At 76.6% G+C, this 21,806-nt stretch carries 15 protein-coding genes; 7 read left to right on the top strand and 8 right to left on the bottom strand.

Features of this window, described 5'->3' with window-relative positions; all coding sequences use genetic code 11:
- The first annotated feature begins 113 nt into the window (after positions 1 to 113).
- Complete coding sequence (locus ACGF15_RS17345; RefSeq protein WP_345614536.1) at positions 114 to 842, top strand: hypothetical protein; 729 nt, start codon at positions 114 to 116, stop codon at positions 840 to 842.
- A gap of 258 nt (positions 843 to 1,100) precedes the next feature.
- On the opposite strand, the gene ACGF15_RS17340 is transcribed toward ACGF15_RS17345, so the two are convergent.
- A complete protein-coding gene (locus ACGF15_RS17340) occupies positions 1,101 to 2,756 on the bottom strand; it encodes a DUF6350 family protein (protein WP_392799953.1) in 1,656 nt (551 codons plus the stop codon).
- A 183-nt stretch (positions 2,757 to 2,939) separates the two neighbouring features.
- On the opposite strand from ACGF15_RS17340, the gene ACGF15_RS17335 reads away from it, so the two are divergent.
- Positions 2,940 to 4,481, top strand: coding sequence for a sigma factor-like helix-turn-helix DNA-binding protein (locus tag ACGF15_RS17335; protein ID WP_392799836.1), 1,542 nt, complete (start codon positions 2,940 to 2,942; stop codon positions 4,479 to 4,481).
- A 597-nt stretch (positions 4,482 to 5,078) separates the two neighbouring features.
- On the opposite strand, the gene ACGF15_RS17330 is transcribed toward ACGF15_RS17335, so the two are convergent.
- Positions 5,079 to 5,447, bottom strand: a complete 369-nt coding sequence (locus ACGF15_RS17330; RefSeq protein WP_345614533.1) for a DoxX family protein — start codon at positions 5,445 to 5,447, stop codon at positions 5,079 to 5,081.
- A gap of 308 nt (positions 5,448 to 5,755) precedes the next feature.
- Here ACGF15_RS17330 and ACGF15_RS17325 point away from each other — a divergent pair, with 308 nt between their 5' ends.
- On the top strand, positions 5,756 to 6,655 hold the full coding sequence (locus ACGF15_RS17325) for a LysR family transcriptional regulator (protein WP_345614532.1): 900 nt from the start codon (positions 5,756 to 5,758) through the stop codon (positions 6,653 to 6,655).
- 294 nt (positions 6,656 to 6,949) lie between these two features.
- On the opposite strand, the gene sucD is transcribed toward ACGF15_RS17325, so the two are convergent.
- From sucD to ACGF15_RS17300, 5 genes are all read right to left on the bottom strand, one after another.
- Entirely contained in the window at positions 6,950 to 7,834 is an 885-nt protein-coding gene (gene sucD, locus ACGF15_RS17320; RefSeq protein WP_345614531.1) for a succinate--CoA ligase subunit alpha, read from the bottom strand.
- Between the two features lie 21 nt (positions 7,835 to 7,855).
- Positions 7,856 to 9,037, bottom strand: a complete 1,182-nt coding sequence (sucC, locus tag ACGF15_RS17315) for an ADP-forming succinate--CoA ligase subunit beta (RefSeq protein WP_345614530.1) — start codon at positions 9,035 to 9,037, stop codon at positions 7,856 to 7,858.
- Positions 9,038 to 9,370: 333 nt separating this feature from the next.
- Positions 9,371 to 10,567: a VWA domain-containing protein gene (locus ACGF15_RS17310; RefSeq protein ID WP_392799831.1), complete on the bottom strand. Its 1,197-nt coding sequence runs from the start codon at positions 10,565 to 10,567 to the stop codon at positions 9,371 to 9,373.
- Positions 10,564 to 12,930: a DUF5682 family protein gene (locus ACGF15_RS17305; protein WP_392799828.1), complete on the bottom strand. Its 2,367-nt coding sequence runs from the start codon at positions 12,928 to 12,930 to the stop codon at positions 10,564 to 10,566. The genes ACGF15_RS17310 and ACGF15_RS17305 overlap by 4 nt, the downstream gene beginning before the upstream one ends.
- Entirely contained in the window at positions 12,888 to 14,024 is a 1,137-nt protein-coding gene (locus ACGF15_RS17300; RefSeq protein ID WP_345614527.1) for an AAA family ATPase, read from the bottom strand. Before ACGF15_RS17300 ends, ACGF15_RS17305 begins: the two co-directional genes overlap by 43 nt.
- Positions 14,025 to 14,297: 273 nt before the next feature.
- On the opposite strand from ACGF15_RS17300, the gene ACGF15_RS17295 reads away from it, so the two are divergent.
- Complete coding sequence (locus ACGF15_RS17295; RefSeq protein WP_392799825.1) at positions 14,298 to 15,680, top strand: SWIM zinc finger family protein; 1,383 nt, start codon at positions 14,298 to 14,300, stop codon at positions 15,678 to 15,680.
- A 68-nt stretch (positions 15,681 to 15,748) separates the two neighbouring features.
- On the top strand, positions 15,749 to 17,440 hold the full coding sequence (locus ACGF15_RS17290) for a DUF5691 domain-containing protein (RefSeq protein WP_392799822.1): 1,692 nt from the start codon (positions 15,749 to 15,751) through the stop codon (positions 17,438 to 17,440).
- A gap of 432 nt (positions 17,441 to 17,872) precedes the next feature.
- Here ACGF15_RS17290 and ACGF15_RS17285 read toward each other — a convergent pair whose 3' ends face one another.
- Positions 17,873 to 18,280, bottom strand: a complete 408-nt coding sequence (locus ACGF15_RS17285) for a cobalamin B12-binding domain-containing protein (RefSeq protein ID WP_256525507.1) — start codon at positions 18,278 to 18,280, stop codon at positions 17,873 to 17,875.
- Between the two features lie 535 nt (positions 18,281 to 18,815).
- Between ACGF15_RS17285 and ACGF15_RS17280 the strand changes: the two genes are divergently transcribed.
- On the top strand, positions 18,816 to 19,775 hold the full coding sequence (locus tag ACGF15_RS17280) for an esterase/lipase family protein (protein WP_392799950.1): 960 nt from the start codon (positions 18,816 to 18,818) through the stop codon (positions 19,773 to 19,775).
- A 268-nt stretch (positions 19,776 to 20,043) separates the two neighbouring features.
- Positions 20,044 to 21,738 carry a peptidoglycan DD-metalloendopeptidase family protein gene (locus tag ACGF15_RS17275; protein WP_392799819.1) on the top strand — a complete coding sequence of 565 codons (1,695 nt, stop codon included), beginning with the start codon at positions 20,044 to 20,046 and terminating at the stop codon, positions 21,736 to 21,738.
- Positions 21,739 to 21,806: the final 68 nt, after the last annotated feature.

Raw genomic sequence — 21,806 nt, 5'->3', positions numbered from 1 at the left:
ATACAGCACGGCCCCCGCGGGACGGGGGCGTGGCCGGAAGGTAGCGTCTGGGGGCAGAGCCCGCGCCCGGGCGGGCTCGACCACGGGCTTGACGAGGGGAAGACGTTCACCAGATGCCGGACCGACGCCACCGTACGGACCTCCTGTTGCCGCGGGAGCGCCAGTCCACGGACGAGGACAACCCTTTCGCGCCGCCGCCCGAGGGCCGGGCCGACCAGCCCTGGCAGCCCCGCCGCCCCTCCGGCGACGACTCCTCCGACGCACCGGACTCCGGTGAGGGCTCCGAGGGCTCCGAGGGCTCCCCCGGCCGCCGCGGCAGATGGAGCGACCGGCAGCCCGGCCGCTCCGGCGGAGGCTTCGGCGGGCGCCCGGGCGGGCAGCGCGGCGGGGGGCAGGGCCCGGAGAACCCCGGCGGGCTCCGCTGGGACCCGACCGACCCGGTGCAGCGCCGGGCCCGGTACGCGTTGCTCGGCGGCATGTGGGCCTTCTTCTTCGCCGTCTTCCGCTTCTCCGAGATCGCGCTGCTGCTCGGCGCCCTGTCCCTCTACTGGGGCATCAGCTCGCTGCGCGCCAAGCCCTCCTCCGAAGGGCGCGGCGAGGGTGCCGCCTCCGGCGGCGCCCGCCCCGCGGGCCCGCCGAGCCGCCCGCAGACCACGGCCGCGATCAGCGGCCTGGCCATGGCGGGCCTCGCCCTGCTGATCGTGGCGGCCTCGTTCACCGCGCAGCTCGTGTACCGCGACTACTACACCTGCGTGAACGACGCGCTGACGAAGTCGGCCCAGGTCTCCTGCAACGACCTGCTGCCCGAGCCCCTGCAGGGCTACCTCGGCGTCACGGAGTGACACCCGGGGGCACCGCTCCCCCACGACCGGCTCGGCCCGGCCCCTCGACGGGGCCGGGCCGAGCGGCGTTCGGGGGCGGGGCGCGGCCGTCGGGGGACAGGGTGCGGAACGGCGCGCGGCGTCGGACGGGGCACCGGGGCGCGGGCCTCGCGGCTCGCGAGCGGGGGCGGAGGCTCGGCGAGGACGGCGGCGCGGCTCGCCGGTGAGCGGCCGGGACGGGGCGCGATGCGACTCCGGGACGGCCGGGCGGGGTGGTGGTCAGGCGGGGGCGTTGGGGGGCGACGGGGGCGCCTCCGCGACGGACGGGGGCGAGGCAGGGGCGAGGGCGGGACCCGCCGGGGCGGGCTGCGGACCGGGGGGAGCCTGGGGATCGGAGGCAGCCCGGGGCAGGCGGGACGGCCCGGGCGCCGGTGGCACGGGCCCGGACGGAACGGCGGACGGCGGAGGCGCGGGGACGGCGGCGGCCCGCTCGGCCCAGGCGTCCAGCGGGAGGAAGTCGTAGGGCTCCAGGTCGTCGTCCAGATCCTCCAGGGGGCCGTCGCCCCGCCCCTCCCCGGGCACGGCCGCGACGGCCGGGCCCGCTGCGGAGGGGGCCGGGGCGACCGCCCCCTGCCCGTCGCCCGATACGCCGCCCCCCTCGGGCTCGGCGCCGCCGCCCGCGCCGGACCGCACCCGCCACGCGCGTACCGCCAGGGTCACCGGGAGGGCGACCGAGGCGGTCCAGAGCGCCGCGGCCCCTCCCACCAGCCACCACACCGGGCCGAACACGGCCAGTCGGCCGCTGCCCAGCGGCCCGCCCGCCGCGGCGGCGAGCAGGGCGGTGGCCGCACCGCATCCCAGGGCTCCGAGGACGACGGCCAGCACCGTGGCCGGGACCGTCCATGCCTGGTCCGGGTCCCCGTAGCGGGGCGCGGCGCCCTCGGTCGCCCGCCAGGCGACCAGCAGCCCGGCGGCGAGCGGCACGGAGACCGCCGCCGCGTGCAGCGCGGTGCCCGGTCCGGGGCCCGGGGCGGCGGCGAGCAGCGGGAAGTCCGGAACGGCCGGGGTGCCCGTCAGCCCGAGGGGGGTCGCCGTGGCACCGGCCCCCAGGGCGAAGCCGGGGCCCAGAGCATAGGCGGCCCCCCACACCGCGGCGTTCGGCAGCAGCGCGAGGGCGAGCAGGCCGACCGCGGCACGCCCCGACCAGTCGCCCGCGAGCCCGAGGAAGGCCTCCCGGGCGGCGCCGCCGTGCCACACCAGGGAGGTGAGGACCAGGACCGCCCCGCCGCCCACCAGCACCAGCGTCGCCTCGGCGGCGGAGCGCAGGACCACCGCGGAGCGCGAGCGCGCCAGCGCCACGCGTACCCGCCGCGGCAGCCAGGCCGGCGCGGGGCCGAGGGGGCGGCCGCGGGCGGCCCAGGCTCCGAGCAGTGCCGCGGCGGAGGCCAGCAGGGCGAGGTGGGCCAGGGCCTCGGCCGGGTCCGCGGCCAGCTGCCCACCGGCCACCCAGAAGGCCAGCGGCGTCCCGACGAGGACGTAACCGGCGACCACTCCCCCGACCACCAGGGGCACGGCCGGTTCGGGGTGCCCCTCGGCCGGCTCCAGGGCGTCACGTGCCGCGCGGTGCACGAGCCAGCCGGGAAGGGCGAGCAGCAGCAGCGGGGCGAGGCCCATCGGGGCGGGGGTCCCGGAGAGCGTGTCGGAGCGCACCAGGTCCGTTCCGTGGGCGAGCAGCCAGAGGGCCCCGGCGGTGCGCAGGGCCGTGCCCGAGCCGCCGTCCGGGTACGGCGAGCTGATCCACAGCACCGTCACCAGCACCGTCAGCAGGCCGAGCCCGAGCCCGGCGGCCACCACGCCCCTGACGCATGCGGCGACGGCGCAGGAGGCACCCTGGCGGGCCCTGCCGGTCTGCGGCCGGGCGCTCTGGTCGGTCATCGGGGTCACGTCGACATGCTGCCAACGACACGCGCTTCCTCCGCGTAACACCGCAATGCCGGAAGTGTCGCACAAGATACTTTTATGCAATTTTCCGATCGGTGGGCGCAGTTCGGCACACGCCTCCGCCGCCCCTGATCCGCCCCGCCCTCGTCCGCCGCCGCGCCCCGATGGAGCCCTCGTATGACACAGAGCACCGCTCACTCCGCATCCGGGTCCTCCCTGCCTCCTCCCAAGGAGCGGCGGAGGCTGCGTGAGGCGAAGTCGCTGACCGAGGCCCAGCTGGCCGCCGAGATGGGCGTCACCAAGGCCACCATCCGCTCCTGGGAGACGGGGCGCACCACCCCCCGGGGACGCAAGAGGGCGGCGTACGCCAAGGCACTGGCCTCCTTCGCGGAGGAGGCGCCGAGCGCGCACCCCGCCGGGGCGGGCACGGCCCGCGCTTCCTCGCAGAGCACGCGGGCGGCCACCGCGGCGACGGAGACGGAGGCGGCCGAGGAGCCGTCGCAGGGCCGTGGGACGGCCGCCCGGCCGGCACCGGGGCGTTCCGTACGGCAGGAGGACGGCGGCGGGGACCGGGCCGGCACCGGGGCGGAGCCCGGCGCCGGGAGCGCGGACGGCGGCGCGGACGGTGCCGGGAGCCCGGGCGGAGGCACGGACGGCGGCGCGGCGGCGGTGTCCGCCGGGAGGACGCCGGAGGCGGACGGCGGACGCGTCCCGGACGGCGACGGGAAGGACGCGTTGGCCCCCGGGGGCGGCGGTGCGGGCGATCCGGCGCGGGACCGCACCACTCGCGCCCCGGCCACCGCCCCCGAGCAGGACGGCGCCGATCCCGACGACCGCGACAGCGACAGCGACAGCGACAGCGACAGCGACAGCGACAGCGACGAGGATCGGGCAGCCCGGGAGGTGTCCCCGGTCGCCACCAGCCCGGAGGAGGCGTTCGACCAGTTGTACGCGCGGGCCGCGGACGCGCTGGTCCGCCAGACGCACCTCCTCACGGCGCGCCGCGGGCTGGCCCATGCGGCCGTGGAGCAGGCCTTCCAGCTGGCCTGGCACCGCTGGCCCGAGGTGGCCGTCGACCGCGATCCCACCGGCTGGGTGCGCGCCGCCGCCCACGACTACGCCCTGTCCCCGTGGCAGCGCCTGCGCCCCGCGCACCGCCACCCGGACGAGCCCCCGGCGGACCCCGGTCACCGGGAGCTGCTGGAGGCCCTGCACGCCCTCCCGCCCGTGTACCGGCGCACCCTGCTGCTCTACGACGGCCTGGGGCTCGACCTGCCCGAGACCGCGGCCGAGACCGAGGCCAGCACGCCCGCGGCGGGCAACCGGGTCCTCCACGCCCGGCAGGCGGTGGCCGAACGGCTGCCCCACCTCGCCGACACCGTCCAACTCCAGGAGGCGCTGCGCGTCCTGGCCGACGGCGTCCCGGCACCGCTGCCCGCCCCGGGGCCCGCCGTGCGCACCGGCTGCGAGCGGCGGGCGGAGCGCTGGACCCGGGTGGTCGTGGTGGCGACGGCCCTGATCGTGGCGACCACGGGGGTGGCCCTGCTGACCTCGCCCCGGCAGTACGAACCGCCGGTCCCCCCGAGCCGTCAGGTCGAGGGCGTCCCGGCCCCCCACCCGGGGCCGCAGAAACTGAGCACGAAGGAGAAGAAGCTGCGCGACCGCCTCCGTGCCGACCCCGCGGCGGGCCCGGCACGGCTCACCCCCGGGCTGGGCTGACGGAACCCGCAGGGGGCTGGCACTGCACAGGAGAACGGGGACGGCAGTTGTTCACCACTTCGGGCTCTGGCTCACATTCCGGGGAGGGCTGACTGGTGTGATGTCACCAGCTCTCCAGGCCGTGAGCAACGGACAGTCGGAGTCACGTGCCCACGGCCTCGGTGGCCTGCGACGCACCGTTGCGCGGCTTCGCTCAGGTTGCGCCAAGGACGCCACCTGTCCGCTACCTGCACCACCTGTGGTGCCCCGGCCGTGGCGCCTTCGGCGAAAACGGTGCACGATCGCGGCGGACCACCTCCACTTCGGGCCGTTTCGCGAGCCGAACCGCGAAGCTGGACGCCTCCCGGTCGGGCAGCAGGTCCACTGGACGTCGGCTTTCGACGTCGACCAGGACATCCTGCGTCCCTCCCGAAGTGCTGGTCGTCCGCCGTGCGCCGGGCGTGGGCTGGGCGGAGGGGCAGGCACTGGGCGTCTTGCCGGGCGGAAGGGGCGGGGCACCGACCGGCGCAGGAAGTCGGCGCAGGGAAGCGGTGCGGGGACCCGGCGCGGGGACAAGGTGCGGAGACCCGGCATGGAGACCGCGGAACGCGACAGTCCTCAGCCTCCGTGGGCGGCCGGCACCGTGGCAGCGAGCACGAGCGCCGCGGCCGACAGGGCCAGGAAGAGCAGCGGGCCCGCGATGTTGTGGAAGACACGGGCGCGGACGTGGCACACGAGGGCCCCGATGAAGAAGAGCACCAGTCCCGTGGCGGCGGCCGTGCCAATGGTGGTGAAACCGAGGAGGCCGAGCAGCAGCCCCAGGGCCGCGGCGCCCTTCAGCGCGCCGAGGACGGGCAACCAGGACGGCGGGACGCCGACCGCGGCGGCGTTGGCGACCACGAACCGCGCCCTCAGGAAGTTGGCGGCGGCCTCCACGGCGTTGGCCGCGATGGTGATGACGGTGACGACTGCGTAGGCGGTGAACACAAGGGCCTCTGTTCGGCTCGGAGGGCAAGGACGGGGACGGACCGGCGTCGATCGGGCAGGGTCGTTGCAGGAACGGGACGGCGAGAGCAGGGGACGGTGGACGCGTCGGCGCCGATCCGGAAACGGCGGGGACGAGCTGCGGACCGGGACCGGTCCTCGGACCGCGACGGCGACCGCGACGGATGCGCGGAGACGGGGGCGTGGCAACGGCCCGCGGTGTGCGGTCCGGGGGCGGCCGCCGTGCAACACGTCCAGCCTGCCGAGCGGCCTGCGGGGGCGTCCAATACCCGTTTCCATAACCTGGCGGCATGGATGTGGACACCCGGTTGCTGCGCTCCTTCGTCGCCGTGGCGGAGGAGGGGAGCCTGACCCGCGCGGCGGAGCGGCTGTTCGTGTCGCAGCCCGCCCTGACCAGGCAGGTCCGACAGCTGGAAACCCTGCTGGGCGCGGTGCTGTTCACGCGCTCCCGGGCTGGTATGGCGCTCACCGAACCGGGCCGGGCCCTGGCGCGGCGGGTCCCGTCGCTGCTGGCGGACTGGGACGGGATGCTGAGGGAGACCAAGGGCGCGGCGAGCCGGGCGGAGCGGGTACTGAGAGTGGGCTTCCTGGCCAGTGCGGCCAACGAGTCGACACCCGGCATCATCGCGGAGTTCGCCCGGCGCCGGCCGGGCTGGCGGGTGGAGATGCGGCAGGCGGCCTGGTCGAACCCGAGCGCGGGACTCGCCGACGGGGACGTCGACGCCGCCCTGCTGCGGCTGCCGTTCCCCGGCCAGGGCGCGCTGCGCGTGGCGGAGTTGCTGGAGGAACCCCGGTGGGTGGCGCTCCCCTCCGGTCATCCGCTGGCCGCGCGTGAAGGGCTGTCGTTCCATGAGCTGTGGGACGAGCCGTTCGTGGCAGCGCCGCCGGATACCGGCCCCTGGCGCGACTACTGGCTGGCGGCGGACGAGCGCGGCGGCCGGCCCGTCCGTATCGGTGCCGTCACCGACCAGCCGGACGACTGGCTCAGTGCGATCGCGAACGGCTACGGGGTCGCGCTCGCGCCCGAGTCGGCCGCCCGTTTCTACGCCCGGCCCGGGGTCGCCTACCGTCCGGTGAGCGGTGTCAGCCCCAGCCGGGTCGCGGTGGCCTGGGCTCCCGTGGACGACGGCAACCCCGTCGTGCGGGACTTCGTTGACTGCTGCCGCGAGGCGGTGGCGGGTCCACGGTGACCCGTCTCCCGAAGGGCCGGGGCCGGCTCGCGCATGGTGCGGAGGAGGGGGCGCGGAACGGCGCGTCCGGCGGAACGACGGCGCTCACCGGGTGCCCGGACACGAGCGGTTCCCGGCAGTGGACGGGGACCGGGCGACGGTGAAGGGACGAAGTCACGCGGCGGGCCCCGGGATACGGGCCACAGGCCCGTCCGCGCCCCGGGACCGCGGCCCCGGGGCAGGCGTGAGGGCCCGCACCCGGCGCTCCGGGTGCGGGCCCTCACGGGTGCCGCGGCTTCCCGCCGCGGCGCGGACTCAGCCCGCCAGGATGGCGCGGGCCAGCTTGGCCGTCTCGGTCGGCGTCTTGCCGACCTTGACGCCCGCGGCCTCCAGGGCCTCCTTCTTGGCCTGGGCGGTGCCGGAGGAGCCGGAGACGATGGCGCCGGCGTGGCCCATGGTCTTGCCCTCGGGGGCGGTGAAGCCCGCGACGTAGCCGACGACCGGCTTGGTCACGTTGGCCTTGATGAAGTCGGCCGCACGCTCCTCGGCGTCGCCGCCGATCTCGCCGATCATGACGATCAGGTCGGTGTCCGGGTCGGCCTCGAAGGCGGCGAGCGCGTCGATGTGCGTGGTGCCGATGACCGGGTCGCCACCGATGCCGACCGCGGAGGAGAAGCCGATGTCCCGCAGCTCGTACATCATCTGGTAGGTCAGCGTGCCGGACTTGGACACCAGGCCGATGCGCCCGGGCTTGGTGATGTCGCCCGGGATGATGCCGGCGTTGGACTGGCCCGGGGTGATCAGACCGGGGCAGTTGGGGCCGACGATGCGGGTCTTGTCGCCCTTGGACTTCGCGTAGGCCCAGAAGGCGGCGGAGTCGTGGACGGCGATGCCCTCGGTGATGACGACCGCGAGCGGGATCTCCGCGTCGATGGCCTCGACGACGGCGGCCTTGGCGAAGGCCGGCGGCACGAACAGGACGGAGACGTCGGCGCCCGTCTTCTCCATCGCCTCGGCGACGGAGCCGAAGACCGGTACCTCGGTGCCGTCGAAGTCGACGGAGGTGCCGGCCTTGCGGGGGTTCACACCGCCGACGATGTTGGTGCCGTCGCCCAGCATCAGCTTGGTGTGCTTCATGCCGGTGGCGCCGGTCATGCCCTGGACGATGACCTTGCTGTCCTTGGTCAGGAAGATAGCCATGGTTCTACAGTCCCTCTTCCCTTACTTGGCCGCAGCGGCGAGCTCGGCGGCCTTGTCGGCCGCGCCGTCCATGGTGTCCACGCGCTGCACCAGCGGGTGGTTGGCGTCGGAGAGGATCTTGCGACCCAGCTCCGCGTTGTTGCCGTCCAGGCGGACGACGAGCGGCTTGCTGACCTCCTCGCCCTTCTCGGCGAGGAGGGCGAGGGCCTGGACGATGCCGTTGGCGACCTCGTCGCAGGCGGTGATGCCGCCGAAGACGTTGACGAAGACCGACCGCACGTCGGAGTCGCCGAGGATGATCTCCAGGCCGTCGGCCATCACCTGGGCGGAGGCGCCGCCGCCGATGTCGAGGAAGTTGGCGGGCTTGACGCCGCCGTGGTTCTCGCCGGCGTAGGCGACGACGTCGAGGGTCGACATCACCAGACCCGCGCCGTTGCCGATGATGCCGACCTCGCCGTCCAGCTTGACGTAGTTGAGGTTCTTGGCCTTGGCCGCAGCCTCGAGCGGGTTGGCTGCGTCCTTGTCCTCCAGCGCCTCGTGCTCCGGCTGGCGGAAGTCGGCGTTGGCGTCCAGCGAGACCTTGCCGTCGAGGGCGATGACCTCGCCGCCGGCGACCTTGGCGAGCGGGTTGACCTCGACGAGCAGCGCGTCCTCGGCGACGAAGGTCTTCCAGAGGGTCACCATGACCTCGGCGACCTTCTCGGCGACCTCGGCGGGGAACTGCGCCTGGGCGACGATCTCGCGCGCCTTCTCGATCGAGACGCCCTCGTTGGCGTCGACCGGGACCTTCGCGAGCTTCTCGGGGGTCGTCGCGGCGACCTCCTCGATGTCCATGCCGCCGGCCACGGAGGCCATGGCGAGGAAGGTGCGGTTGGTGCGGTCGAGCAGGTAGGAGACGTAGTACTCCTCGACGATCTCCGGAGCGGTCTCCGCGATCATCACCTTGTGGACCGTGTGGCCCTTGATGTCCATGCCCAGGATGTCGGTCGCGCGGGCGACGGCCTCGTCCGGGGTGGCGGCCAGCTTCACGCCGCCGGCCTTGCCGCGGCCGCCGACCTTGACCTGCGCCTTGACGACCGACTTGCCGCCCAGCCGCTCCGTCGCCTCGCGCGCCGCCTCAGGCGTGTCGATGACTTCACCGGCCAGCACCGGTACACCGTGCTTGGCGAAGAGGTCCCTCGCCTGGTACTCGAACAGGTCCACGCGCGTCCGTCCCTTTTCTGAAGATCGCGGTTCGTTGTCTGCGTGGGCGTGCCGCGAAGGGCAACGTGACGAGCGCTGTCACAAGGGAGGCACACACGGTGTCCGTGGGCGCGGCATGTCCGCCTGGCAGGTTATCCCCGCATCAGGCGCTGCCCTAAATCGCAGATCACACCCGGGCGGTGATTACGGTCACAGCCCGGCGCCCGCTCCCGGGCGCCGCCGGCCCGCCCGAACACCGCCGGCGCGCCCGCCCGGGTCCCCCGGAACCGGGCCGCCGCCCCGTGCTCCGGAGCGGTGCGCGCGCGGCCTCGGGCCGGGCACGGGCGCGACGACTCAGCCCCCTGACGGGACGGGCAGCGGCCGCTTCTCGATGGCGGCCGCCATCACCTCGGGGAAGTGGTCCGGGGTGCAGGCGAAGGCCGGGACCCCGAGCCCTGCCAGCGCCGCGGCGTGCTCCCGGTCGTACGCCGGGGTGCCGTCGTCCGAGAGCGCGAGGAGGGCCACGAACTGCACGCCGTCGGCGCGCATCGCCGCGACCCGGCCCAGCATCCCGCCGGGTATGCCGCCCTCGTGGAGGTCGCTGACGAGGACCACCACGGTGTCCGCCGGGCGGGTGATCAGACCCTGGCAGTAGGCGAGCGCGCGGTCGATGTCCGTGCCGCCGCCGAGCCGGGTGCCGAACAGCACGTCCACCGGGTCGCCCAGATGGTCCGTCAGGTCGGCCACCGAGGTGTCGAAGGCGACCAGCCAGGTCCGGACCGAGGGCATCGAGGCGAGGACGGCCCCGAAGACGGAGGCGTAGACCACCGAGGCGGCCATGGACCCCGACTGGTCGACGCAGAGGACGACCTCCTTCCGCGGCCCCTTCGACGCCCGCCCGTAGCCGACGAGCCGCTCGGGCACGACCGTGCGCTGCTCGGGGAGGTAGGTGCGCAGGTTCGCCCGGATGGTGCGGTCCCAGTCGATGTCGCGGTGGCGTGGCCGACGCGTCCTGGCCGAGCGGTCCAGCGCACCCGAGAGCACCGAGCGGGTGCGGGTGGCGAGCCTGCTCTCCAGGTCCCGGACGACGGCACGCACCACCGCGCGCGCCGTCTCGCGGGTCTGCTCGGGCATCGCCTGGCGCAGGGAGAGCAGTGCGCCCACGAGATGGACGTCCGCCTCGACGGCCTCCAGCACCCCGGGCTCGGCCAGGAGCCGGGCGAGACCGAGCCGCTCGATCGCGTCGCGCTGCAGCACCTGGACGACGGGGCTCGGGAAGTAGGTGCGGATGTCGCCGAGCCAGCGGGCGACGGACGGCGCCGAGGCGCCCAGTCCGGCCGAGCGGGCCGGACCGCGCCCGTCGGGCCCGGGGGGCATCCCGTACAGCGCGGCGAGCGCGCCGTCCACGGCCGCGTCGGGCCCGGTGGGGCGGTGGCCGGTGCCGTCCTCCGCCTCACCGCCGAGGACGAGCCGCCAGCGCCGCAGCCGCTCCCCGTCCTGTCGCGCCTCGCTGCCCGTGTCCTGTCGCGCCTCGCTGCCCGTCGTGCTCATCCGCTCGCCTCCGCGTGCCCGTGGTGCCCGGCGCCGGTGGGGGCGGCGGTGCGGTCGGTCCCGAGCAGCAGGTGCAGCACGGGCAGGACCGCGTCGGCGCGGTCCGCGTCGGTGGACGTCCCGAAGCCGTCCGGCGGCAGGGCGCCGGGGACGCGGCCGAGGGCCGCGGGCCCGCGGCCCACCCGTTCCCCCAGGGAGCGCCGCACGCCCGCCTCGTAGGCGGCGAAGGTGCGGCGCAGCAGCGGCAGGACGGCCGTGAAGGCGTCCGGCGGCACGCTCGTCAGCCAGCCGTCGACGAGGGCGAGCAGGCGTTCGTCGTGGAGCAGCAGGAGCCCGCCGCCGGACGCCCCGCCCGCGAAGCCCTCGATCCAGCCGGCCGCCTCCGCGGGCGGTGCGGCCGGGGAGAGGGCGAGCTCCATGGCCCGGGCGGCCTCGTCCCCGGCGAGGTGCCCGCCGTCGAGGAGGAGCCGGAAGGCCCGACCGCGGATCTCCCCGGGGACGGTGTCCCGCGCCGCGAGTCCGCGCAGCACGGTCCACCAGCGCCCGGTCGTGCCGCCCTCGCCGGGCAGCAGCCCGACCGCGGTGTGCACGGCGTCGATCCGGGCGCGCATCGCGGCCGCGGCCTCGGCGCCCAGTCCGGTGCAGGCGGGGGGCAGGCCGACGCAGACGCGCTCGGCGAGCCCCGTCGCCGCGCGGGCGAGCGCGGTGGTGTCGGTGGCCCGCACGTCCCCGTAGCGCAGGGAGCGGGCGAGCGCCGGGAGGGCGTCGGCGAGCCGGCCGACGTCGCTGTCGAGTGCGGCGCGGTCGGCGAGGGCGGACACCACCACCGGGAGGGCGCCGGCGAGCCCTCCGAGCAGGCACTGCTCCACGAGCCCGGCGACCTGGTGGAGGGAGGTGGCCGCCCGGGCCGAGGCCGCCGCCCGGGCCGAGGCCGCCTCTTCCGCGGTGGTGCCCCAGACGCCCGCCTCGGCGACCTTCACCGACAGCTCGGGCCGCCAGCGCAGGCTCCAGGTCTCGCGGAAGGTGCCGGTGCCGACGCGCCCGGCCACCGGTTCGCCCCAGTCGACGCCGAGCAGGCGCAGCCGGTGCAGCAGGCGGCTGCGCCCGGCGTCGTTGTCGCGGCGGAGGTCGAGTTCCAGTGTCCGCTCGGCAGCTTCGGGGCGGAGCCGGAGGCGGCGCTGGAGCCGGGCCAGGTCGCGCTGGAGCGGGACGGCCGGGGCGTCCTCGGGGACCTCGCCGAGGACGTCGCCGACCACCAGCCGGTCCGCCACGAGCCGCAGCGGGAGGTCGGAGCCGTCGCACATGACGGCGCGGACGGCGTCCGTGGTCTCGCCCAGTCCCGCCAGCGGACGGCCGCGGACGGCGGCCAGGGCGTCGGCGAGCCGGACCGCCTCGATGACCTCCGCGGGGGACACGGGCCGCCCCTCCTCCCGCAGGAGCCCGGCGACCCGGGTCATCCACCGCTCGACCGGCCGGTCCGGCGCCGCGAAGAGGTGGCCGTACCAGCCGGGCGAGGTCACCCCGGCGCCGTAGCCGGAGGAGCGGGCCAGCCTGCGGTGCGTCCACGGCACCCAGCCGGCCTCCGTGCGGACCCTGGGCAGGCCCTTGAGCAGGGCGCGGTCCGTGCCGACGGGGACCGTACGGGCGAGGGCGGGGACGTGCCAGGCCCCGCAGACGACGGCCACCGCGTCCCCGTACTCCCTGCGGGCGGCGCGCAGCGAGAGACGCATATGGGCCTCGCGGGCCGCGTCCCGGGGACGGCCGCCGTCGCCGTGCGCCTCGCGCAGGGCCGACATCGCCTCCCCGAGGGCGGCGAACGGCGCGAGGGGGTCCCCGGCGCCGCCGCGGTGCTCGACGACGTCCTCCCACCAGCGTTCGGGGTCGTCGTGGCCCGCGGCGTGCGCCAGGGCGCGCAGCGGGTCGATCCGCGCGGCCGCCCGCCCGTGGCTCCCCCCGTCGCCGCCCTCCGCCCCCGCGGCCCCGTCCGCCGCCGGGGCCTCGTCCGCCGCCAGCAGATGGGCGGCCGGCAGGTCGACGAAGCGGACCGGCACACCGCGGGCGAGTGCCCAGCGGATCGCCACCCACTCGGGGCTGAAGGCGGCGAACGGCCAGAACGCCGAGCGGCCGGGGTCGTTCGCCGCGTGGACCAGCAGGGCGACGGGGGGCCGCATCCCCTCGGCCGCTGCCAACGGCAGCAGGGCGTCGCCCTCGGGCGGCCCCTCGACCAGCACCGCGGGCGGCTCGGCGGCCTCCAGCGCGGCCCGCACGGCGCGGGCGGAGCCCGGCCCGTGGTGCCGGACGCCGAGGAGCAGGGGGCCGGTCACCCGTCCACCTCCCGGCAGGCGCGGTAGAGGTCCTTCCACCCCTCCCGCTCGCGCACCACGGTCTCCAGGTACTCCTGCCACGCCGCACGGTCGGCCGCCGGGTCGCGGACGACCGCGCCGCGGAGTCCGGCGGCCAGGTCCTGGGGGCGGAGCACTCCATCCCCGAAGTGGGCGGCGAGCGCCAGACCGCCGGTGACCACGGAGATCGCCTCCGCCGTCGACAGCGTGCCGGAGGGGGACTTGAGCCGGGTGCGGCCGTCGGCGGACACGCCCTCGCGCAGCTCGCGGAAGACGGTGACCACCCGGCGGATCTCCTCCAGCCCCCCGGAGGCGGGCAGGTCGAGCGAGCGCCCGATCTGGCCGACCCGCCGGGCCACGATGTCGACCTCCTCCTCCGGCGTGGCGGGCAGCGGCAGGACCACGGTGTTGAAGCGCCTGCGCAGGGCGCTGGAGAGGTCGTTGACGCCGCGGTCCCGGTCGTTGGCCGTGGCGATCAGGTTGAAGCCGGGAACCGCCTGGACCTCCTGGCCGAGCTCCGGGATCGGCAGCGTCTTCTCGGACAGCAGGGTGATCAGGCCGTCCTGGACGTCGGCGGGGATGCGGGTGAGTTCCTCCACGCGGGCGGTCATGCCCTCGGCCATGGCCCGCATCACCGGGCTGGGCACCAGGGCCTGACGGCTCGGCCCCCGGGCGAGGAGCCGCGCGTAGTCCCAGCCGTAGCGGACGGACTCCTCCGGGGTCCCGGCCGTGCCCTGCACCAGCAGCGTGGAGTCGCCGCTGACCGCGGCCGCCAGGTGCTCGGAGACCCAGGTCTTCGCCGTGCCCGGGACACCGAGCAGCAGCAGGGCCCGGTCGGTGGCGAGCGTGGCGACGGCGACCTCGACCACCCGCCGCGGGCCCACGTACTTGGGCGTGATCACCGTGCCGTCGGAGAGGGTGCCGCCGAGGAGGTAGGTGGCGACGGCCCAGGGCGACAGCCGCCAGTTGGGCGGGCGGCGGCGGTCGTCCCGGGCGGCGAGCGCGGCGAGTTCGGCGGCGAAGGCCTCCTCCGCGTGCGGGCGCAGCACTCCGCCCGGGGCCGGGGCCGGTTCGGCGGCCGCCGGGGTGTTCGGCACGGTGGCGGGCACGGTCATGGATCCCCCTCCAGATCGTTCGACCCGTTGCGCGTTCCACGGTGCACCACGCCACTGACAATCGGCTCCACACCGCCGGGGGCGGCCGGTCCCTGCGGGCCGCCCCGAGCGCAGGCCGGCCTCTCCAGGGGGGCCGGAGCGGCGCGCCGCATGGGGCGGCCGTCGGCCCGGGCTCTCCTGCGGGGGCGCCGACCGCCGCTCGGGAGCGGGCCGTTCGCGGCGGACGCTGCAGGCCGGGAGGCATTGTCAGTGGCGGGCCCTAGCGTCGGGGGCATGCTGCGACTCAACGGGGAAGCCCCCGGGCAGGAGGTGCGCCGGACTCCCGAACGGGGGCACCGGGCGGCTCCTGACGCCGCCTCGGACCAGGCCGCCGGATACGCCGACCCCAACGCCTGGTCCGCGGCGGGCCGCGACGCGGCCGGGGTGCTCTGGGGGCTCTACGGGCAGGGGGGCGCGCCCGGCCTGCGCGTCGTCGTCGACACCGCCGCGGAGGCGGCGTGGTGCGCCTGCGCGGAGGCGGCACCGCCGTGCGGGCATGTGCGAGGGCTGCTGCTTCGCTGGTGCGCCGGGCCGTCGGCCCTTCCCCGGTCGACCGCCCCGGGCTGGGTCGCCGAGCGGCTCGGGGAGGGGCTCGGCGCGCCGGACGACGGCCGGGCAGGGGGCTCTTCCCCGGCGGGCGCACCCGGCGGCGGCTCCGGGCGGACGGCCGACCGGGAGGCTCGCAGACGGGCCGAGCGGCGCGCGGCGCGCATCACCGCGGGGGCGACGGAACTGGAGCAGCGGCTCGCCGACCTCCTGCACGAGGGGCTGGCCTCGGCGGAGCACGCCGGGGGCGGGCTCTGGGAGGAGGCGGCCGCGCGGATGGTCGACGCCCAGGCCCCCGGACTGGCCGCGCGGGTACGGGAGTTGGGGACCCTGCCGGGTTCGGGCGCGGACTGGCCGGTCCGGCTGCTGGAGGAGTGCGCCCTGCTGCATCTGCTGAACCGGGCCTGGCTCGGCCGGGACCGGCTGCCCGGGCCGCTGGCGGCCACGGTCCGCACCCGCGTCGGGCTGCCGTCCGCCGCCGACGGGACCGCGGTGGCGGACTCCTGGCTGGTCCTCTCCCGGCAGGACACCTCCGAGGGCGGCCTGACCACCCGGCGCATCTGGCTGCACGGCCGGGAGTCGGGGCGCACCGTGCTGCTCCTGTCGTTCGGTGCCGCGGGGCGCGCACCCGGTCTGTCGCTCCCCGTCGGCCGGGTGCTGCGGGCCGCGGTGACCCCGCACGGCGGATCGGGTCGGCTGCGCGGCGAGTTGGCCGAGCCGCACGGCCCGCCCACGGCCGCCGACCGGCCACCGCCCGGCGGTACGTCCTGCGCCGCGGCGGCCGCGGCCTACGGCAGGGCGCTCGCGGACGATCCCTGGGCGGAGTCGCGGCCCGTGGTCCTCGGCCCCGTCGTCCCGGTGCCGGCCGGCGAGGGCTGGCAGCTGGCCGACGGGGAGGGCGCGGACGCCCTGCCGATCGCCCCGGCGGCCGCCGCGGGCCCCGGGCTGTGGCGGCTCGTCGCGCTGTCGGGGGGCCGGGCGGTGACCGTCTTCGGCGAACTCGGGCACCGGGGGTTCGTCCCGCTCGCGGCCTGGACGGACCGGTCCGCGGAGGTGGTGGCCCTCACCTGACCGCCCCGCACGTCCGGCCCGCCCCGGGCCGGTTGCCCGCACCGGTACGTCCGAAGGAGGAGCACGTCATGCGCCAGGCCGCCCCGGCCTCACCCTGGGAACAGCTCGTGGTCTCCGCGCTGCTCGGCACGGCCCGCCGCCCGCCGCCCCCGGAGCTGGTGACGCCCGGTCCGCGGGCGCCGCTCGCCCTGCTCGACGCCGCCGCGCTCCGGACCGTGCGCCGCAGGGCGGGGCTTCGGCCGGGTCCGGCCGCCGGGGAGCGCCCCGCGCCCGCCCCCGAGGACTCCCGGCCCCCGCTGCCCGAGGCGGCACGGGAGAGGCTGGCCCGGCTCCTCGCGGACCGCTCGGCGCCCTCCGGCCCGGGGGGCCGCCGGGGCACCGCACCGGACCTGACGGAGCTGCTGCCGCAGTGGCTGTCCGCGGCCAACGCCCGGGGCTACCAGGCTCCCGCCGCCCTGCTGCCCGCGCTGCTGGAGGCCGGGCGGGCCCGTACCGACCTGCGGGCGCAGGTGCTGGTCCTCGCCGGTCCGCGCGGGCTGTGGCTCGCCCGGCTCAACCCCGCATGGCGCTACGCCCTGCGGGCGGGCTCGCCCGCCTTCCTCCTCCCGGGAGCCGAGGCCCCGGAGGCGGTGCGCCGGCTGTGGGACGAGGGGCTGTTCGCCGAGCGCGCCGCCCTGCTGGTCTCGCTGCGGCGGCACGACCCCGGGGCGGCGCGCACGCTGCTGGAGTCCACCTGGGCGACCGAGCGTGCGGAGGACCGGCTGATGTTCACGGACTCCCTGCGCACGGGCCTCTCGGCCGCCGACGAGCCCTTCCTGGAGCGGGCGCTCTCCGACCGGAGCCGGACGGTGCGCGCGACGGCGGCCGAACTCCTCTCCGCGCTCCCGGAGTCGGCCTTCGCGGCGCGGATGGCGGCCCGCGCCGTGCCCTGCGTGGCCATGGACCGCACCGGCTGCGGGGAGGCCGTCCTGGTCGAGGCGCCGCACGAGTGCGACGCGACCCTGCAGGCGGACGGCGTGGTGCCCCACGCGCCCTCGGGGCGGGGGGAACGCGCCTGGTGGCTGGGCCAGTTGGTGGAGTGCGCACCGCTGGCGGTCTGGACACCGCGCCTCGGAGGGCGCAGCGCACGGGAGATCGTGGCCCTGCCCGTACGCGACGGCTGGGCCGAGGAGCTGCACGCCGCATGGTGCCGGGCGGCGGTCCGGCAGCGCGACGTGCCGTGGGCGCGGGCCCTGCTGGGGGAGCCGGCGTCGCCGCCGTCCACCGGCCCGGGAACGACCTCGCAGGCGGAGCGGGCGGCCTTGCTGGCGGTCCTGCCCCCCGGGGAGCGGGCGCGCTGGACGGGGGCGTTCATCGCCGCGCACGGGCTCTCGGAGGCGTTCCAGCTGCTGGGGGCCTGCGAGGTTCCGTGGGCGGAGCCGCTGGGCCGGGCGGTCGTGGACGCCCTGGACATCGCACGGGACGCCGGAAGCTACCCGTGGAGCTTCAGCGGGGTGATGGGGCTCGCCGAGCGGTGCCTCGACCCGGCCGCGGCCCGGCAGCTGGAGGCGCTCACGGCGGTGCCGGACGAGGGGGAGGACGCCTCCCCGGGGGCCGGCGGCTACTGGTCGGAGGCCTTCCGGCGGCTGGTCTCGACCCTCCGCCTGCGGGCCGCCATGCACGAGGAGCTCTCCGGTTCGGAGGCCGGCATTCCCGGCCCCGGGACGGTCGCCGGGCGGCAGGGGCGGGGCGCCGGCACCGCGGACGGGCGGGGGGCCTGATGCGCGGCACCGCCGGTGCGGGGCCGCGGGCACGGGTGCGGCGGGCGGGCCGCTCGGGAGGGGGCGCGGGAGGGGCGCGGGAGAGGGCACCGATGCCGGGTGCGGGAAGGAGGGCACGGGCGAGGAGAGGAGTGCGGCGGGCCGGACGGGGCCGGGCCGCGGCCGGCGGGCGGGAGCACGGGCACGGGGCCGCCGGAGGGGGCCGGGCAGCCGCCCGGGGCGGCCGACGGGCCTCGGGCGGACCGGCGGGCGCAGGGGTGCCGATCCGGTGCGGCCCGCGGCGCCCGCCGACGGGCGCGGCCCGGGCCGCCGGAGGGACGGGCGCCGGTCTCCCCCGCAGCATCCGTCCGGGAGAGCCCGGGCGGCCCGGAGCGGCGGTGACGGCCGTCGCGTGCCCGCGGCCCCGTCGCGTGCCGCGGCCCCGGACGGCGGCTACGCGGCCGCGCGGACGTTGGCGTTGACCCAGTCGACGATCGCCGAGGTGGTCGCGCCCGGGGTGAAGATCTCCGCCACGCCCTTCTGCTTCAGGGGCGGGATGTCCTCCTCCGGGATGATACCGCCGCCGAAGACCTTGATGTCCTCCGCGTCGCGCTCCTTCAGCAGCTCGATGACCTTCGCGAAGAGCGTGTTGTGGGCACCCGAGAGGATGGAGAGGCCGATCGCGTCGGCGTCCTCCTGGATCGCCGTGTCGACGATCTGCTCGGGTGTCTGGTGCAGCCCCGTGTAGATGACCTCCATCCCGGCGTCGCGCAGCGCCCTGGCGATCACCTTGGCGCCGCGGTCATGGCCGTCGAGCCCCGGCTTGGCCACCACGACACGGATCGGACCCGTCACACCCATCTCAGCCTCCACATACCGTTGCGCCGCCTCCGGCACGGGTTCCGCGCCCTGGGACGGGCGCGGCAGGCGGACGCGGAAGTGAACGAACGTTATCTCCCGGTGTCCAGCATCCCGCAAGCCGCCGTTTCGCGGTGCGCCGGGAGGGGGAAATCACACCTGGGACATATTTCACCGAGCCCCGTGCCGGCACCGGGCACCGCACACCCCCCACAGGTGTGGACCCGCGGCACGGTCGCAAGGGGAGCCGCCGCAGGTCCGGAGCCTGCCGAGCCACCGCGCCGCGAGCCGCACGGCACGGCGGCCGGCAGCTCCGGACCACCGACGCGCCGTGCGCCCCCACTCAGGGCGCACGGGGCGGAGCCGCCCCCGCCGCGCCGGTCGGGAGGTCGCCGTGTCGGCTCCGTCATCCCCCTCGCAACCGCTCCCCTCGCAACCGCTTCCGCGACTCCTCCCCCTGCTCCCGCCCCCGCTGCGCCCCCTGGTCCGGTCGCTGCCGGTCGCGGTCCCGGCCGCCGCGCCCGACCTGACGCGGGAGATCGCCGCCGGGGCGGTGCGGTACTTCCTCGGGCTGGGCCGCTTCCGTGTCCCGGCCGACCTGCTGCGCGCCACCACTCTGGAGCTGCTCGTGCTGGCCGGGCACATCGTGCTGTACCCCTCCGGCCTGGCACCCGAGCGGACCCGCCCCGGCCGGTGCGCCGACACGCCCGCGCCGGGACCCGGCCCGGGGACGCCCCGCGCGGACGCGCACAGCACCGCGGACCCGGCCGTGGGCGAACGAGTGGAGCCGCCCGGCAGCGGCCGGGAGACGGGGGCGCTGCGCACGCTGCCGCCGCACCCGGCCGACGGCACCGCCCCCGCCCTGCTGCTGCACGGCTTCGCGGACAACCGCTCGGTCTTCGTCCTGCTGCGACGGGCACTGGCCCAGGACGGGCGGCGGGAGGTGCGTTGCCTCAACTTCTCCCCGCTGACCCTCGACATCCGGGCGGCGGCCGAGTTGCTGGGCCGCCGCGTCGAGGAGATCTGCGCCCGGACCGGGCATCCCCGGCTGGATGTCGTCGGCCACAGCCTCGGGGGGCTGATCGCCCGCTACTACGTGCAGCGCCTCGGGGGCGACCGGCGTGTGCGCACCCTGGTCACGCTCGGCACGCCGCATGCGGGCACCTCGGTGGTCCCGTTCGCCGGGGTCCATCCGGTCGTGCGGCAGATGCGTCCGGGGTCGGAGGTCATCGAGGAGCTGACCCGGCCCGCACCGGGCTGCCGCACGCGCTTCGTCTGCTTCTGGAGCGACCTGGACCGGATCATGTCCCCGGTGGAGACGGCCCGCATCGTCCACCCCGACCTGCTGGTGGAGGACGTACCGGTGCGGGGGATCGGCCATCTCGCACTGCCCGTGCATCCGGCCGTGACCTCGCGCATCCGCGAGGTCCTGGCGCCCGCCGGGGAGCAGGGGGCCGGCGGCGCGGCCGGACGCGACGGGACGGCCTCGGTGGCCTGACCGGCGCCCGCCGGTTCGGCGCCCCCTCGGAACCCGAGAGTCCGCACACGGGCGACCACTTATCGAACACGTCTCGAACGTAGGGCCAAAGCTCTGCCCACCGTCCACCGAAAGACGGCTGAATGCCCGTTTCCCGGGCAGCCGGAGGGCCCCGAAGATTGTCGGCATCGCATACCGCCGGGTACAGTCGCGCCACTGCGTCACCCCGGGAAGCCGAGCACCAGGGCCCCCGGATGCAGGTCCTGCTGCCGAGGCGAGAGAGAAGTTGGTGAACGACCAGCACGCCCACGCCGGGTACACCGAGCACACCACCGGCAGCTACGGTTCCGACCCGCTTTTCGGGTCGCTCCCCGAGGACTACACATCCGGTCACAGCGGCCAGTACGACTCTTCCCAGTGGAGCACCGCCGCACACCCGGCCGCCGGTTACGACGCCTACGCCACGGCGGGCGACCCGTCCCAACAGCCGCAGTACGAGGGGCAGTACGGCCAGTACGCGCCGTACGAGGGCACCGGGCAGTGGGACGCGGGGGCCTGGAACCAGGCTTCCGGAACCGGCCGGTACGAGACCGCGGCAGCCGCCTTCCCCCATGACGCGACGGCCCAGTGGGCCTCCCCCGCCCCCGGCGGCGCCTACGAGACCGGCGCCTACGACGCCACCGCCTGGAACACCGCCGCCGACCCCGCGGCCGCCCAGGAGGGCCTGGTCCCGCAGCAGTACACGCCGGACCAGCAGTTCGCCGCCTACGCCGCCCCCCAGGGCGAGTTCACCCCGGGCACAGACCCCGAGGGCGCAGCCGTACACCAGGGAGCGTACGCGGAGTACGCCGTCGGCCAGGAGGGCGACTACACCGCGTACGGCACCACGGCCTACGACGCCCACCCCGGCTACGAACCCACGGCCGTGTTCGAGGCCGCCTCCTACGACGCCGTGGACACCCGCTTCGAACCGGACGGCCACGGCACCGAGGTGCCCGCCTACGACCTCGGCGCCGAACAGGCCGCCGTCCACGAGGCCCAGGACCCGGCCGGCCACGAGGCCGCCCACGGCGAAGCCGTCCACGAGGCCGCCGCGCCCGGTGAGACCGGGTACGAGACCGGGGACGACGGGCCGGAGAGCGACACGCCGGAACTCGACCAGCACAACGCCCTCACCCAGACCATGACCGCGGTGCCCGTGCCCCCCGCCGCGGCCCGGCCGGTCCGCCGGTCCGGAGGCGGTCGCGGACGGCGCCGGACCCCGGCGAAGCGCTCCGCGCTCCTGACCGTCGCGGTGCCCTCCGTCTGCGTCCTCGGGGCCGCCGGTATCGCCGCCGCCTCCGTCGGCGACCTCGGCAGCACCGAGCAGAAGGACGACAAGGCCACCCTGGCCGCGCCCGACCCGGCGTCCGCCAAGGCCGTCGCGGCCAACAGCAAGATGGACACGCAGCTGGCCGCGCTCAGTGCCGACGCCCGCGACTTCGGCGACCGCGCCTCGCGCACCCAGGAGCGGATCGACCTCAAGGCGCGCCAGGCCGCCGAGAAGAAGAAGCGCGAGGAGGAGGCGGCCCGCCGCGAGGCGATGCGGCCCAAGTTCCTGCTCCCGGTCAAACAGGACGGGCTGAGCGCCTACTACGGCCAGTCCGGCGTCAACTGGATGTCCCTGCACACCGGGATCGACTTCCCCGTCCAGTACGGCACACCGGTGATGGCCGCCACGGACGGCACGGTCCGCACCCAGTGGAACAGCGCCTACGGCAACATGGCGATCGTGACCGCCCCCGACGGGACCGAGACCTGGTACTGCCACCTCAGCACCACCAAGATCCGCAGTGGGTCGGTCAAGGCGGGCGACGTCATCGCCTTCTCGGGCAACTCCGGCAACTCGACCGGTCCCCACCTCCACTTCGAGGTGCGCCCGGGCGGCGGCTCGGCGGTCGACCCGCTCGCCTGGCTGCGCAGCCACGGCCTGGACCCGACCTGAGCCCGAGGGGCCCGCAGGGTCCCCGGCGCACCGCCCCGCACCACCCCTGGCCGACCGCTCCGGCGCAG

This window comes from Streptomyces sp. NPDC048001, from assembly GCF_043203115.1.
Lineage (GTDB): Bacteria > Actinomycetota > Actinomycetes > Streptomycetales > Streptomycetaceae > Streptomyces > Streptomyces sanyensis.
The sequence above is the reverse complement of the archived record's forward strand: the minus strand, read 5'-3'. Positions and strand labels throughout refer to the sequence as shown.